Origin of the sequence: Krasilnikovia cinnamomea (assembly GCF_004217545.1) — a bacterium.
GTDB classification, from domain to species: Bacteria; Actinomycetota; Actinomycetes; order Mycobacteriales; family Micromonosporaceae; genus Actinoplanes; species Actinoplanes cinnamomeus.
Genome location: NZ_SHKY01000001.1, coordinates 566,330 through 579,751 on the forward strand (window position 1 = coordinate 566,330; position 13,422 = coordinate 579,751).

Genomic DNA, 13,422 nt, shown 5'->3' on the forward strand with positions numbered 1-13,422 from the left:
CACAGCGGCAGGCCTGCCGGACGGGCCAGGTTGGCGGCTGAGCGTGGCTGTCGAAGGGATTCGGTAGGTTCGGCTGGGGTGAGCCGACCGCCGAAGACGTTCGGAAGTGGCGGTCAAGGGACATTCCACACCGCATGAATCCACTCGTGGCCCGCTCAGGGGTCTCCGCCACCTCTCGCGGCTGCCGATTTACGCAGGGTGCGGGTGTGTCCAGCCGCTGAGTTGGAGGGGTGTGTCGGTGCGCCAGGCGGTGACGCAGGCACTGGTGTACGGGTAGGTGGCGGTCGGCAGGGAGTCGGCTGGGAACCATTCGATGCGGGCGCATTTGTGGGGTTCGGCGTTGACGGGTTCGCCGTGGCGGTCGGGATCGTGGTGGGCGGTGAAGACCAGCCCGATCCGGGCGTGGCCGGTGGTGTTGCGGTGGTGCACGGTGGCGACCATCTGCACTTCTGCGGGGTCCAGGTGGAGGCCGACTTCTTCGTGGGTTTCGCGCAGGACGGCGGTGATGGCGTCCTCGCCGTGTTCGAGTTTGCCGCTGGGGAGGTTCCACTGTCCGTCGGCGTAGCCGGTGCCGCTGCGCTGGGCGAGCAGGACGCGGTCGTCGTGGTGGAGAAGGAGTAGTACGTCGACGGGGTGGGTGGGTGTCACGGCTGGGGACGGTACCCGGCGGCTGTGGTGAGCAGCGGTTCGACCCGCCGGGTCAGGTGGGTGACGCGGCTGGCGAGGTCCAGCCCGGGTGGGACGTCGTGCAGGGTGAGCCCGGCATCTGCGCAGGCAGCCCGCACGGCCTGGCCGGTCTGGTCTTGGAGGTGGGTGACGCGGGCCCGCAGCGGGTCGCGGTGTGCGGGGTAGGTGTCGGGGAGCCAGAAGGTCGCGTCGTAGATGCCGGGTGCCCAGGCCCGGCAGAAGCTGGCCATGGCGTCGAGGACCGCCCCGGTACGACTTCCCGCCGGTGCGCTTAGCAGGAGCCGCGCGTACGCGAGGACGTTGACGGGGGTCTTGTCGCAGATGAGCAGTTGCTGGTGGCGGGTGGCGCGCGTGCTCGAGAGGTGGGCGCCGAACAGGTCGACTTCGGTGTCCAGGTCAAAGTCGCCGCGGCTGTGGATCACGATCTGCTCGATGAAGGGGCTGCTGCGGGCCGGTTCGGGCAGTGCCTCAACGAGGACGCCGCGGGCGCGGTAGTGGGCGGTGAGCGCGTGCACGAGGGTGGTTTTGCCGCTGGCGTGGGTGCCCTCGACGGCGACCACGACGCAGCCACCAACGCTCACGCCGTTGCCGTGGTGGCGGGAAGGAGGGCACGGAAGGTGGGGTGGTCGAGCCACCCGAGGCGGCCGGACAGGTGCCGGGCCAGCAGCGCGTTGACGTTGACGTGGTGGCAGTTCGCGAGCCCGGCGGCGTGGAGGCCGACCAGGGCGGTGGACAGGCTGTGCCGCAGGTTCAGCGCGGTGATCCGTTCGCGGGCTTCGGTGTCACAGCTGATCATCCATCGTCGGTGCAGGGCGGTCATGGAGTGGCGGGCCAGTTCGGGCTGGGTGACGTCGAGGGCGAGTTCGCCGCAGACGTCGACCAGGCGCCGCGATCGTCCGGTCAGGAGATGACCGGCGTCGAACCGGGTGTCCAGGACTCGGCCGGCGGGCGTGCGCCGGGTGTGCCATGCCTGCCGGGCCGCTGCCAGCGGGGTGGATGTGGTGGTGTCGGCGTGGGCGTGCAGCACGGCGAGGTCGCTGCCGAGTTGGTGGCCGATCAGGAGGTCGGCGGTGTGTAGTGCTGCGGTGAGGTCGGCTGCGGCGGCGCTGATGAGGTTGCCGCGTTCGTGTTCGTGATCGAGGTAGAGGCTGGTGCAGGCCAGCGGTAACTCTGCTGCGGGTGGCGGCGGGGTGCCCGGCGCGGGCAGGGTGATCCAGACGATGGAGTAGCAGAAGGGCCGGTTGCCGTTCTTGATGCGGTAGTTCTTGCTCCATTCGACGTCGACCGCGGCCACCAGCCGGGCACCGTCATGCCGGGCCGGAATGCCGGACGGACCGCCCACGTCGCTGATCGTGTGCACGGTGCGGTGTTCCCCTCTCGCAGGCGGGTCCGGGCCACCGCCGCAGGCGCGGCGGTGGCCCCGAGGTTAGCGGCGTCTACCGGCACAGCGGCGGTACCGGCTGGGTGGCGGTGTCGGCGGGCAGCAGGTCCCAGGTTTCCCGGTCGGTCACCTCTCTGACGCGAAACTGGCCCTCCCAGTGGTAGCGGCCGGTGTGGACAGCTGCGGTCAGGCCGATCGCCAACGCGCGGGCCAGCACCCTGCGGCACCCTTGCGCCGACTCATCGGGGCTGGTCGGCAGGGCCACCGGGGTCGCGGGCAGGGGCATGTCGAGGTCCGCGCCGGTCGTGGCGGCCTCGACGGCGGTGTCGACCATCCGGGCCAGTCCTCGGGTCTTGGTCATGCGGTGGGCCCACACGTCGATCACGCCGGCGGCGCCGCGTAGCGGGACCCTCGAGCGGTCCAGGATGCGAGCCAGGTCGCCGCCGAGCCGGTGCCCAGCCAGGATCGCCGCCTGGCGGCGAGCCCGGGTCAGCGTGCGGTCCAGGATGGCCAGAAGCTCCGGCAGCTCGTCCGGGGTGTCGATCACCGTGGTCCGGAAGCCGATCGACAAGGTGTCACTGTTGACTTCGTACGCGTTGCCGTGGCGGCGGACGCCGAGGTAGACGGCAGCCGCCCCGACCGGTAGCGGCTCGCCGCCGCGCTGAACCGCCCAGTCGATGGCAACCGCGGTGAGCATGTCCCGAGCCCGGCCGAAGGGGCGTTGCTCGGCACCGAAGGGCGCCTCCGGCCATAGCAGATTGCTGATGTCACGCACGGCCATACCCTCCGGCGGGGGTGTCCGCGTGGGCGACCGTCCGGATCGAGGTGCCCAGGTACTTGGCGAAGTGGTTGCGCTTGAACCGATACCGCCTCCAGATCTCGGTGACCGGCTCGGTCAGCAGATCGCCGAGGGGTTCGAGCAGATCGGGGGCGTCGTAGACGGGCCACGCCGACGCCTTGCCCGTGACCTCGACCAGGATCATGTGACCCTCGGTCTGCGGGGTCCACGTCGTCATGCGAAGCGCAGGGCGCCAGTCGTGGACCGCGCGGGCCTCGATCAGCCGGTCGAAGGTGTGCGCGGCCTCGTCCAGGCTGATGAACTCGTGTTCGGCCAAATCCAGGGCGTTACCCTTGCGCAGCGGCAAGATCAGCTTGAGCTTGCCTGCCCCGAGGGTGTCGGCGATCTGGTAGGTGAACGGCAGCGCGGCCAGCGTCGACCGGTACACCACCGCGGACAGCGACAGCGGCAGACCGACGGCCTGCAACGCCCGGATGCCGGCCATGACCTGGTCGTAGTCGCCGCGAACCCGGTCCGTCGTGGCCCGGGGCCCTTCCAGGCCGACGTTGACGAACGCGACCTTGCCCACCATGGCCGCCGCGTGCTGCAGGCCCCGGGTGGCGTTGGTGGGAATGCCCAGGATGAAGCCGTCGGAGTACATGTCGACGATGTCGCCGAAATCCCGGCGCATCAGCGGCTCACCACCGGACAGGAACACCCGCTGCACCCCGGCCAGGTGGCCGCGGATGGTGTCCAGCTCGGTCAAGGTGGGGTCGGGCAACTGCAGCGTCTCCGAACAGAACGAGCAGTCGAAGTTGCACCGCTTGGTCACCTGCAATATCACCGACAAGGGGGCCGTCGCGGCTTCGGCCAGCTCGTCGACCGAGGCGCCCTCGGCGAGGGTGAAATGGTGCCCCATCGTGAACCCAATCGGGCCGGAACGCGGTCCCGGGGTGGCGACGGTGGGCATGCCGAGCAGGGTCATGCGTACTCCCGGAAGACAGGCACCGGGCAACTCCCGGCGCAACCAACGAAGAGGGGTGCAGGGGGTCGGCGCCGCCGGTCAGCAGCGCTCGACACGATCAGCGAGACGGCCGCAGCGCGGCAGCCAAAGCGGCCACGCGAACCTGCAGCCCCCGAGTGCGGATACTGTGGTCGCTCAGCGACTCGTCGACAGTGAGCAAGACCCACGGTTCGCCGTCGAGCAACGTGACCGTCCCGACCGCGCAGACCACGACGTCGATGTCGCCAAGCCCGAATTTGTAATGCGCCTCCGGCAGATGCAGGCGCAGGCCCGACCGCAGCACGACGCTGCCGAGCAGCACGGCAGCGGCTCCAGGCCGATCCGGGTCAGAACGCGTGCCGGGCAACCGGCCACCCCGCCGCACCCCGCCGCAGGCCATCGAGCCGATCGGACCCTTCACGCAGACTGACCCGATCCGGCGTAGTGGTGTCGACCGCCGTACCAATCCCTGCTCCTGGACGGAACCGCACCGTCACCGCGGCGGCTGATGTCAACAACACAACGCCTGGCCGCTGACCTTGCGCGGTGTGAAACCAGATCCGGGCACCCTTCGGCACCAAGACGGCCGACGTGGACCGCGGCCATGGATGCAAGGCGGGCATACGATGCCTCCTGTCGTGTGATAGTCCCGCCCCACAAGGCGGGGGAAGTGATGGAAGCCAACTGGCGGAACGGTCATGACTAGTTCTTTGCCGAGTCCGCTGCCCCGCCATCGGGCTGCGGCGCCCGCCACATCGGACAGAGCTGCGGGCCATCGGGCACCTGAAAGCCGTGTCGGTCCTGGTAGTCGTGGCGATGGAATAGCGCTCGACCGGCGGGGTCAATGGCCTCAACATATGCGGAAATGTTCTCAGCATCGAGATAGGCGTGGTGGTGCCTGAGTAGGCTCGTACCCAGCCCGCAACGCTGGAGTCCGGGTCGCACGGCCAAAAACGCCAGGTAATGATGTGGATTGCCGGCCGGATGATGTCTGCGCATAGCTTCGTCCAAGGCGACGAACCGATGCATGAATTGCCCACAAACGAGCCCCAACCGTGTGTCGGAGCTGGGAACCCAGAGTTCAGAAACCTCAGCGAGCGGGTACCAGAATGCAGCCGAGTTGAGGTCGTCGGTGACGTCTACCCACCCGACGGTCAAAGCGTGCTCCGTACGAATGTGCGAGTACAGACCGCAAGCCCGACGTCGGGTTTCTAGGCGTGGCACGAGCCATGAGCCGATGCCGCTGTACAGGAACGCCTCGGTGAGCAGACCAACAATCGACCCGACGTCCTCTGGGGTAGCTCGTCTTATTCCGGGAGCCAGTTTCAGCGTTGTGATCACAGGCCACCTTCCGTTGCAGCCAACCCGGCCGTGGGGCCAGAAGTCCTGAGCGCGACGCGGCTCGCGGGCCGAACCTTCGAGCCGTTTCCCCTGATCAGAATGCGGCGGTGGCGGTCGTTCGGGAACGCCGCGACGTCCTAGTGTTGTCCTAGTATCGACGCGTCCGTGACGACGTGAACCCACTAGCCTGCCGTAGGCTGCAACCCATCGCTGTGTCACGTGGTTTGGGGGTTCCCTGGTGAGAACCGTGCGACAATGGACCGGCCACGAAGCCAAGGTGCTGCGCCAAGCAAGGCGGATGAGTGTGCGGCGGTTCGCCGCGCACCTCGGGGTCAATCCCGCGGCAGTGTCCAATTGGGAACGGCGCGGGACCGAGACCCGGTTGCGTTACGAGACGCAGGAAATCCTGGATACGGACTTGGCGCACGCATCGAACGAGATCCGGCAACGGTTTGAGCAGGCCCTCGCTGACGACCTGCAGGGCGAACGTGGAACCGGTGGATCATTCCCTGCGGGAATTCCGGTCGCACCCTCACTGTCGCGGTCAGTCTCCCGGCTGGGTGAGGGATCGGGCCGTCGCACGCTCTCCCTCCTTGAGACGATCAAGCCGGGACACGACTCGAGACTGCGCTACGTACCGCCCAATGGAGCAGTCAGTTCCGCCGTCGACTTTCTGGGCTCGCCATCACGTGTGTTCGTTGTCAAGGGGCCTCCGGGAAGCGGCAAGAGCCGCCTGATGTATCACTTGGCAGAGCAGATCGACCTGGCGGACTTTCAACTAATCTCCGCAGTGGACTGGAGTGAGGGCTCCATGGACCTTGCCGCTGAGATCCTGCGGTACGCTTCGATACCTGGTGGTGCGGATCCGCTTCTCACCCTCGAGCATGAAAGCGCGGCGTTGAGTAGGCCTTTGGTCGTCGTGATCGACGGACCTGCAGTAGGAAAATCGCTACAGGAGGTGTGCCGCCAGCTTGATGTGATCTTGCGCCAAGTGCTCATTGCTCACCTACGGTTCCTTTTGGTCATGCGTACGCCTCCGGATCTCGAGCTGGCGCGACACCCTGTACTTGCGGCATCGATCATGGAGCCAGACAAGACCGATCGCGGGTCATCACTTCGTCTTGACCGATGGGATCTTGCCAGCGCGCGCGTAGCATGGGAGAGCAGCCGCGCCTCCGACGAGCCTTCGTTCGATGAACTTCCTACTCGAGTTCGACACCTCGCGCGAATGCCGTTGTATATGCATCTCATCAAGGCGGCTGGACTGAGCGAATCACCGGCCCACACAAACGCCTACCGCTTGGTTGATTTTTGCGTCCGGTCTATCGTGATGGCTTCGGGACGAGATGCCCCAGCCACAATGGAGCAGCTCGGCCAACTCGCCCAACAAGAGATATCTGAGACTGTCGTCGGTCCACTGACCGCATTGCAGCGGCCGGCGGACCGGACGGCTCTCGTGGACGCTCCTTTGGATGCAGCAGCCTTGCCTCTGCTGCGCGTCGCAACGGGTCGTCGGCCGACGTTCGACCACGATGTCATTCGTGAGTACTTTCTTGCCACCTCTGTCGCGCAGATGATCGAGGGACGGGGTCGATCATCTGCGACGGTGGAAATCATTAACGATCTTGCTGCACGAACCATGACGTCAGCGGACGTTCACGGGATCTTCGAGTTCATTCTCCAGTATCTCGACGCGAAGGCACCCGACCTGCTCGCAGCGGTTTCCCAGGCGCCGACTATAAGCCTGACTGGCGCTTTGCCGCTTATGCTTGATCTTACGGGCGACGGCGCGGGCTTCGCCACCGAGGACGTTCTGCGCGCCTGCGCCTCACGTTCCATGAGCGATAGCGGCCTTCCACTTGCCCAAGCGCTGCTGCGTATTCCCGCCCTGGCATCGATTCTCGGTGAGGATCATCCCAACTGGATACTGCAGGTGCTAAGTCGCTTCGGCTCACCGGCTTGGCCCAATATAGTTTCCCACGTCCAAGAACACCTCAACGCTAGGGAAGTTCAGAACCTACTCCGCTCGGCCCAGCTCGACGACGCCGACGAGGCGGTCTTCTTCGCAAGATACTTCTTCGCCTCCTTCGGCGAAGATTGCGATCCCACCGGCTCCTTGCAGGCCCTCCTTGGTCATACTGACTGGCGGGTTCGGGCTGCCCTCGCCGCCGGGATCGCCGAGCAATCCACCGGCCACCACATCACCGACGTGGTGATCGACACGTTGGTCACCGATCCGGACTACAAGGTGCGTGCCGCCGCCGCCGAAGCTGTCGGCCGCAGGCCACTAGGAATACCGCACCACCGCATGTCACGGCTCCTACTTGATGAGAACTGGCACGTACGTGAGCGCTTCCTGCGCGGCATCGCCAGCAACGGCACGCCTATCGATGACGCAGTACGGGCCATTCTCGGGGGCGAGGCGTGGCAACACGCACCGGCGAACGTCTGCGTGGCAGCGCAGCGTCTCCTGCTTCTCTACAGCGAGACGAATCTCGCGGACACAGATGCCCGCCGCCGAGCCCTCTTCGGCCTGCTGCGCGAGACACGAACCGGTCACCGGACCTTGACGGAGGGCGTCCAAGACCGTCTTGTCGGCGAGGCGCTCCGATCCTCCGACTGGCTTGTGAGTCGCGAGGCATCCGCACTCCGCGACACTGGCGAACCATCCACCGATCTGCGTGCGAGCAAGGAACGGTTCCGGCGGCTCCGCGATCACCGATCCCTGCAGATCGCACTTGACGTACCCGACATGGCACACGCGCTCATGATCGCCGAGGCTGCTGCGTCCGCCGGAGTCCATTTTATCGAAGTCGGTGACCCCCTCATCAAGAGCGTCGGCACGGGTGCCATCAAGCAAATCAAACATGAAGCTCCCCAGGTCAATGTCGTGGCCGAGTTGATGTCCGCAGACTGGGGACGCGACCAAGTCGAGATCGCTGCGGAGGCAGGCGCCGATGTCGTACTTCTCATCGGCCCGGCCAGCATTGCTAGCGTTTCTGCAGCCGTGGAAGCCAGCAGGCGCCTGGCCGTCCCGCTCGTCCTTGATGTCCCTCAGGGGCGGCTCGATCTGCAGTGGGTGCAAACGATGGAGGGCGTAGGCATCGACGGCTTTGCCATAACCACAAACATCGACTTGGGCATCGCCAACCTGCATCCCCTCGACCAGGCCCGAACGCTCAGAACCTGGACGAGACTCCCCGTCGCGGTCTCTGGTGGTTTCGGCAGCACAGACGACGCAGTACGCCAAAGCAGGTGCTGGGACATCCTCGTTGTCGGCCGCGCCGTCACAGATGCCACGAACCCCGCCGCGGCAGCCCGCCAACTTGCATCACTCGTCACGACGACACCGCAAAGGTCGGTTTCATGAACATCGTTCCCCTCAGCCAGCAGCTCATTCCAGCCGTCGAGCGCCTTATCGAACTCGGATTGCCGTACGTGCGTCTCCGCACCAACTCCGACTACTGGCTCTACGCGACGCTGTTCTCCACCACGTGCCGTGTCGCCCTGGTGGATGACACGGTGGTCGGCGTCGTCGTAGCCTTCCGCAGCCAAGATGATCCCTCCGAGCTGTACGTCCAGGACGTCATGACCCATCCTGGTCATCGGCAGCGGGGAATCGCACGCAGCCTGGTCAGTGCGGTTCGCGACCAAGCCATCCACTGGGGATGCAGACGGCTGTATCTGACCTCCGAGCCGGACAACGCTGCGGCTCACAACGCATGGCTGTCGCTCGGGTTCGTGAACGTCCCAGGCGATCACAAGGAGGGCGATGTCTCGGTAATTTCGAACTATAAGGGGCCCGGCAAAGATCGGGCAGTCTACGAGCTACTAGTCGGCTCCCGATAGCTACGGATCTCATCCGGCTTGGGAACAGTGCCGAGGAGCCAGCCAGGAGTGCAGGTCCATCGGCATCGCTCATTGGTGGTTCGCGCTGCGGTGGCAAGGCGCACAACACCTTCCGAGCAGCTCACGTGCGGTCCGCTCAGCGTTGGCCGGGCGTTTCACAGTTCGGTGAACCGGGGCAGGCGCGGGGAGGCTACCGGGGCACGTCACCGCGATCCGCACCCAGGAGCCGGATGAGCATTATGCCTGGCTGGCTGCCCACTACCCAGGCCATCGGCACCGGGTGTGGCCCCGGGCGCGGGGGTCTTAAGGCATAGCGGACGTCATCGCGCTCATCGATGCCCCTCTAGCTCACGAAGACCGCGAGTAGCCATCCAGCCCAGATCGCCGGCCCCATAGGCGATGTCGCTCGCGTCTCTGTTCGGCCCTTGCAAGTCAGGACGAGGATCCCCTGCAGCATGAAGGCGATGAGCACGCCGGCGAGGGCGGCTTGCCAGCTCAGCCATGCAAGGTTCAGGTTGACCACCCCGAGCAGGGCTACGTCCCCGAGCCCGAGCTGGCCGGAGAAGGCCAGGGCCATCGTTAGCATGGCAAGCGCTGTGAGGGTGCCGGCCACGAGCGCTCGGAGAAGGGCGCCGGCGGTTCCAAGCGCTGCGGCATCCACGGCGAAGCAGATTAGGCTTACGGCCCCGGCGGTCCCCGTCAGGGCGTACGGGAGGCGACGACGGCGCACGTCGATGATGGCTAGGCCGACGCCGATAACGGCAAGGGCCCAGAACGCGGGCAGCGCTGGGGACCATGGAAGCCGACGGGCGACGAGCCCGGCCGCTACCCCGGCCAAGAGCGAGACGAGTACGACGGCCGTCGGGCGTGCGGGCGCACCGCGCCACCACCCACCTGGTAGGCGGAGGCTGCCGTGCGCTGGCGCCGAGTACGCGATGGCCGCGATCGGGATGCCGCCGATCGCGCCCGCAACGGCGAATCCGCTCGCGGGGAGGACGTTCACGGCCTACTGACCATTATGGTTGTCGTCGTCGGGCCAGTGCTCTCGTGCCCAGCGTTCGAGTTCGGCCAACAGATCGACCAACTCGGTGCCCGCGGCGGTGAGGCGGTAATCGGCGGTGTGGCTGTCCTGGCGATGCTCCACTAGGCCCTCTGACTGCAGGTAGGTAAGCGTGCGGGTCAGGGTGCGAGCGTGGACGGCGTCTGGGCTGGCCCGCGATACGGTGTGGTGGAGTTTGGAGTACCGGAGGGGACCGTCTCGAAGAGCGGTCAGGATGGCACGGTTCAGCTTTCTCCGAGCGATGTTGAAGACGGGTTCGAGATCGTTCGTCAGCGCGACTCACCTCCCCCGACACGAGCGCGCAAGCGAAGGATCATTGTATCGAGTCGGACAAATGTTCGGCCAGTCGTTTGATCGCTGAAACCTGAAGTCGGCAAGGGGAACAGCGCTAGCCGAACCTTATTCGCTGCAATTGCGGGGAATGAGGAGGTTTGCGACTATCGCGCCGAGTCTCGGCCTCCGGTGACGACGTGGACGGCTGGCGGCCCACTCTTGAAGGCGTAGTAGGTGGCCGGCTACCGCTTCACCCTTGGCCGTCAGGCAGAAGTGGGTCTGCTCGCCCGGTTCGATGTCCAGGGTGCCGCTGCGGTGGCTTATCACGAGTCCCTCGGTGACCAGCGCCCGCAGCAGGGTGAGCGGCTGTCGCGCCTCGGCCGCGATCTGGGCGAACGTGGCTATGCCGTTCCGCGACTGTATGGCGTGGAGTACCTCGTAGGCCCCGGGCCGTGCGAGCAGCGTGAGCGCTTGGTCGGTGCGGCTGCGGTCGGTCATCGCGGGACACCTCCTTGCCGCCACACACATTTCGCGGAGTGTAGCCCTGAATCGGAGACGGCAGATCTGTCAGGTAGGCGACAGTCCACGTTGACTTTGTGACGGTTCGGTCAGAGGTACGTACCTGGAGATGCGTACCTGAAGGTACGTGAGTTCAACCCCTTGAAGGTGCGTACGTGCCGGTACGCACGTTGCGGTCCCTATGGGGTGACGGTGTACACACGATTCGTGACCTTGATTGGCCGGCCCTCTGTAGCCAGTGTCAGGGTCGAAGAGCGGCTTCCCGAAAGGGAGCCGTCCACGAGTTGGGGAGGTACTGCCGGTGTTCACCCGTCCGGTTCTGGTTGGTCTCGTCGCGGCGTCCGTCCTGCTCGGCGCGGGTTGTAGCTCCGGCAAGCCGAAGGGCGCGCCGGTCCCGCAGCCACCCTCGACGTCGTCGACGCCGAGCCTCGAACCCGGCGCCACCGCCGAGCGCGATGCGCTGATCGCCTACCGGGGAATGTGGAGCGCGTTCGTGGAGGCAGCGAAGACGTCCGATCCGGAGGCTCCGGACTTGGGCAAGTACGCCTCGGATCAGGCGCTGAGGCTGATCGCCAGCGGGCTCTACACCGACCGCGATCAAGGGAAGGTGACGAAGGGCAACCTCATCCTAAGTCCCAAGGTGACCGGGGTTAAACCTGCCCAAGCGCCGACGGAGGTAACCGTTCTGGACTGTGTCGATTCCACGAAGTGGCTGGAGTACAAGGTGTCCGGAGAGCCGTGGGACGACAAGCCGGGCGGCAAGCACCGGACCACCGCGACGGTGAAGAACTCGGATGGCACGTGGAAGGTCAGCTCATTCATCTTGGAGGAGTCAGGGACATGCTAGGTCGGCGGCCCGTAGTGTTGCTGGTGATCCTCGCCGGTCTGCTCGCCAGCGCGCTGGTATCAGCACCGGCCTGGGCCGGTGACGGCGCCGGCAAGGTGCAGTGCACCAAGGGCGATCCTCGACCGGCCTGCAACATCAGCGCTGGGACGCCGCAACGACCCGGTAGCGGTGGCGGTAACGACGGCGGCCAAGGCGGTCAGGGTGGTGACGGCAAGTGCCGTGATCCGCAGGGTAAGGAGATTCCGTGCCAGCGGGATGGGGGTTGGGCTGGCGCGGATGGCTGCTATTACAAGGCTGCTGACCTGTCGCCGACCATGATTGAGAACCTCGGCGGTCAGCCCGCCGGGGAGGGCGGCTGGTACCAGAAGGTCTGCTACGGGCCGGACGGGCAGGCGACAACGGGGTTCGGTGGGCCGGTGTGGATCGCGGGTGCGCCGCCTGCGGTGTCGCCGGAGATCCTGGCGCGGCAGGCGCGGGCCAAGCTGCGGCTGCCCGAGGTGACGATTCGGATGAACCCGCCGGGTGACCAGCTGGTGAATCTGCCGGTCTGGCTGGCCCTGGATAAGGCGTCGTGGAAGACGCAGTCGGCCACGGCCTCAGTCCCCGGGGTGAGCGTGACCGCAACGGCGCGACCGGTGTCGGTGGCCTGGTCGATGGGCGACGGCTCCACTCGCACCTGTGATGGGCCGGGCACGGCGTGGACGCCGGGCACGGATCCGAAGGCGGCGTCTCCGGACTGCGGCTACGTCTACCGGCGCTCGTCGGCGGGCGCTGCGGGCGGCTCCTACACGGTGTCGGTGACGGTGACGTGGGAGGTGACCTGGGCCGGGGCGGGGCGGTCCGGCACGGTGCCGGGGTTGACAACGACCGGTCGGGTGCCGACCCGAGTGCAGGAGTCCCAGGCGGTCATCAGCCGCTAAACAGCAAGGCAAATCGATAGGTAGAAGCGCCAAGTCGGGGAGGACGTTGGTCATGGCGCTAGGTTCCGTGCGCCCAAAATCAGGGCTGGAAGATCGCCCCACGGTCACCGCGCCGCGTGCGGGGCGGGGACCGTGGCGGGCGGCCCGTCGTCGCCGCCGTCTGCCGTTCGTGGCGTTGGGCGGCCTGCTCGTCATCGTGTGTGTGCTGGGCTACGCCTGGGGTGCGGTACGCCTCGGTGACCGCCTCCCGGTAATCGCTGTGGCGCGTCCCGTCGCGGCCGGGCAGGCGTTCACCGCCGCCGACCTGCGGCAGGTCTCGGCGGCGCAGGACCCCGGGCTGCAGCTGATCCCCGCCGAGCAGGCGCAGCAGGTGATCGGACGGACGGCCGTGGTGCCGCTGGTGCCCGGGACGCTGCTCACGCCGTCGCTGGTGGGCGAGGCGGCGTTCCCGCCCGCCGGGAAGGTCGCCGCGTCCCTCGCGCTGAAGCCGGGCCAGTACCCGCAGGGCCTCGCCACCGGCGCGCGGGTGGCGGTGTACGTCTCGGCGACCGGGACGGGCGACGACGGGCAGGCCCCGGCGAACACCAAGGCGGCCGGGTCTCCGGTGCAGCTGCAGGCGGTAGTGCTCGGGGTGGACCTCGCCGGGGACGGTCAGGGCGCCACCGTGATCACGCTGCTATTGGACGCCTCCGACGGGCCGCGCCTCGCCGCCGCGCCGGCGGGCGGAGTGGTGCTGATGCAGACCGCGCCGGGAGGTAACTGAC

15 protein-coding genes are annotated in these 13,422 nt (G+C 66.8%); 5 read left to right on the top strand and 10 right to left on the bottom strand.

What is annotated here, in order from left to right; translation table 11 throughout:
• Positions 1–189 precede the first annotated feature (189 nt).
• The 7 genes from EV385_RS02380 to EV385_RS35905 all read right to left on the bottom strand — a co-directional run bounded on the left by EV385_RS02380 (position 190) and on the right by EV385_RS35905 (position 4,878).
• Complete coding sequence (locus EV385_RS02380; protein WP_130507953.1) at positions 190–648, bottom strand: NUDIX domain-containing protein; 459 nt, start codon at positions 646–648, stop codon at positions 190–192.
• Complete coding sequence (locus tag EV385_RS02385; protein ID WP_130507954.1) at positions 645–1,268, bottom strand: AAA family ATPase; 624 nt, start codon at positions 1,266–1,268, stop codon at positions 645–647. The genes EV385_RS02380 and EV385_RS02385 overlap by 4 nt, the downstream gene beginning before the upstream one ends.
• A complete protein-coding gene (locus tag EV385_RS02390) occupies positions 1,265–2,047 on the bottom strand; it encodes a hypothetical protein (RefSeq protein WP_165449368.1) in 783 nt (260 codons plus the stop codon). Before EV385_RS02390 ends, EV385_RS02385 begins: the two co-directional genes overlap by 4 nt.
• Positions 2,048–2,123: 76 nt before the next feature.
• Entirely contained in the window at positions 2,124–2,843 is a 720-nt protein-coding gene (locus EV385_RS02395; protein ID WP_130507956.1) for a hypothetical protein, read from the bottom strand.
• Positions 2,836–3,831 (bottom strand): radical SAM protein, encoded by a 996-nt coding sequence (locus EV385_RS02400; protein WP_130507957.1) that lies wholly within the window; start codon positions 3,829–3,831, stop codon positions 2,836–2,838. The genes EV385_RS02395 and EV385_RS02400 overlap by 8 nt, the downstream gene beginning before the upstream one ends.
• Before the next feature lie 97 nt (positions 3,832–3,928).
• On the bottom strand, positions 3,929–4,171 hold the full coding sequence (locus EV385_RS02405) for a hypothetical protein (RefSeq protein ID WP_130507958.1): 243 nt from the start codon (positions 4,169–4,171) through the stop codon (positions 3,929–3,931).
• Positions 4,172–4,551: 380 nt separating this feature from the next.
• Entirely contained in the window at positions 4,552–4,878 is a 327-nt protein-coding gene (locus EV385_RS35905) for a GNAT family N-acetyltransferase (protein WP_341273986.1), read from the bottom strand.
• A 559-nt stretch (positions 4,879–5,437) separates the two neighbouring features.
• Here EV385_RS35905 and EV385_RS02415 point away from each other — a divergent pair.
• Positions 5,438–8,560, top strand: coding sequence for an orotidine 5'-phosphate decarboxylase / HUMPS family protein (locus tag EV385_RS02415; protein ID WP_242624659.1), 3,123 nt, complete (start codon positions 5,438–5,440; stop codon positions 8,558–8,560).
• Entirely contained in the window at positions 8,557–9,039 is a 483-nt protein-coding gene (locus EV385_RS02420; RefSeq protein ID WP_130507960.1) for a GNAT family N-acetyltransferase, read from the top strand. Before EV385_RS02415 ends, EV385_RS02420 begins: the two co-directional genes overlap by 4 nt.
• Before the next feature lie 343 nt (positions 9,040–9,382).
• On the opposite strand, the gene EV385_RS02425 is transcribed toward EV385_RS02420, so the two are convergent.
• From EV385_RS02425 to EV385_RS02435, 3 genes are all read right to left on the bottom strand, one after another.
• Complete coding sequence (locus EV385_RS02425) at positions 9,383–10,042, bottom strand: A24 family peptidase (RefSeq protein WP_130507961.1); 660 nt, start codon at positions 10,040–10,042, stop codon at positions 9,383–9,385.
• 3 nt (positions 10,043–10,045) lie between these two features.
• Positions 10,046–10,372 carry a winged helix-turn-helix transcriptional regulator gene (locus EV385_RS02430; RefSeq protein ID WP_341273987.1) on the bottom strand — a complete coding sequence of 109 codons (327 nt, stop codon included), beginning with the start codon at positions 10,370–10,372 and terminating at the stop codon, positions 10,046–10,048.
• Positions 10,373–10,498: 126 nt separating this feature from the next.
• Positions 10,499–10,870 carry a helix-turn-helix domain-containing protein gene (locus EV385_RS02435; RefSeq protein ID WP_130507962.1) on the bottom strand — a complete coding sequence of 124 codons (372 nt, stop codon included), beginning with the start codon at positions 10,868–10,870 and terminating at the stop codon, positions 10,499–10,501.
• A gap of 322 nt (positions 10,871–11,192) precedes the next feature.
• Between EV385_RS02435 and EV385_RS02440 the strand changes: the two genes are divergently transcribed.
• The 3 genes from EV385_RS02440 (at position 11,193) to EV385_RS02450 (ending at position 13,421) form a co-directional block, all read left to right on the top strand.
• Positions 11,193–11,738, top strand: coding sequence for a hypothetical protein (locus EV385_RS02440; RefSeq protein WP_242624660.1), 546 nt, complete (start codon positions 11,193–11,195; stop codon positions 11,736–11,738).
• Positions 11,732–12,658 carry a hypothetical protein gene (locus EV385_RS02445; RefSeq protein ID WP_130507963.1) on the top strand — a complete coding sequence of 309 codons (927 nt, stop codon included), beginning with the start codon at positions 11,732–11,734 and terminating at the stop codon, positions 12,656–12,658. The genes EV385_RS02440 and EV385_RS02445 overlap by 7 nt, the downstream gene beginning before the upstream one ends.
• A gap of 169 nt (positions 12,659–12,827) precedes the next feature.
• Positions 12,828–13,421 carry an SAF domain-containing protein gene (locus EV385_RS02450; protein WP_130513022.1) on the top strand — a complete coding sequence of 198 codons (594 nt, stop codon included), beginning with the start codon at positions 12,828–12,830 and terminating at the stop codon, positions 13,419–13,421.
• Position 13,422 lies beyond the last annotated feature (1 nt).

What these genes read in the sequence shown, in the direction of transcription:
- EV385_RS02400 (WP_130507957.1), bottom strand. Translation starts at nt 3,831, where the DNA reads ATGACCCTGCTCGGCATGCCCACCGTCGCCACCCCGGGACCGCGTTCC.
- EV385_RS35905 (WP_341273986.1), bottom strand. Translation starts at nt 4,878, where the DNA reads ATGCATCGGTTCGTCGCCTTGGACGAAGCTATGCGCAGACATCATCCG.
- EV385_RS02420 (WP_130507960.1), top strand. Translation starts at nt 8,557, where the DNA reads ATGAACATCGTTCCCCTCAGCCAGCAGCTCATTCCAGCCGTCGAGCGC.
- EV385_RS02435 (WP_130507962.1), bottom strand. Translation starts at nt 10,870, where the DNA reads ATGACCGACCGCAGCCGCACCGACCAAGCGCTCACGCTGCTCGCACGG.
- EV385_RS02445 (WP_130507963.1), top strand. Translation starts at nt 11,732, where the DNA reads ATGCTAGGTCGGCGGCCCGTAGTGTTGCTGGTGATCCTCGCCGGTCTG.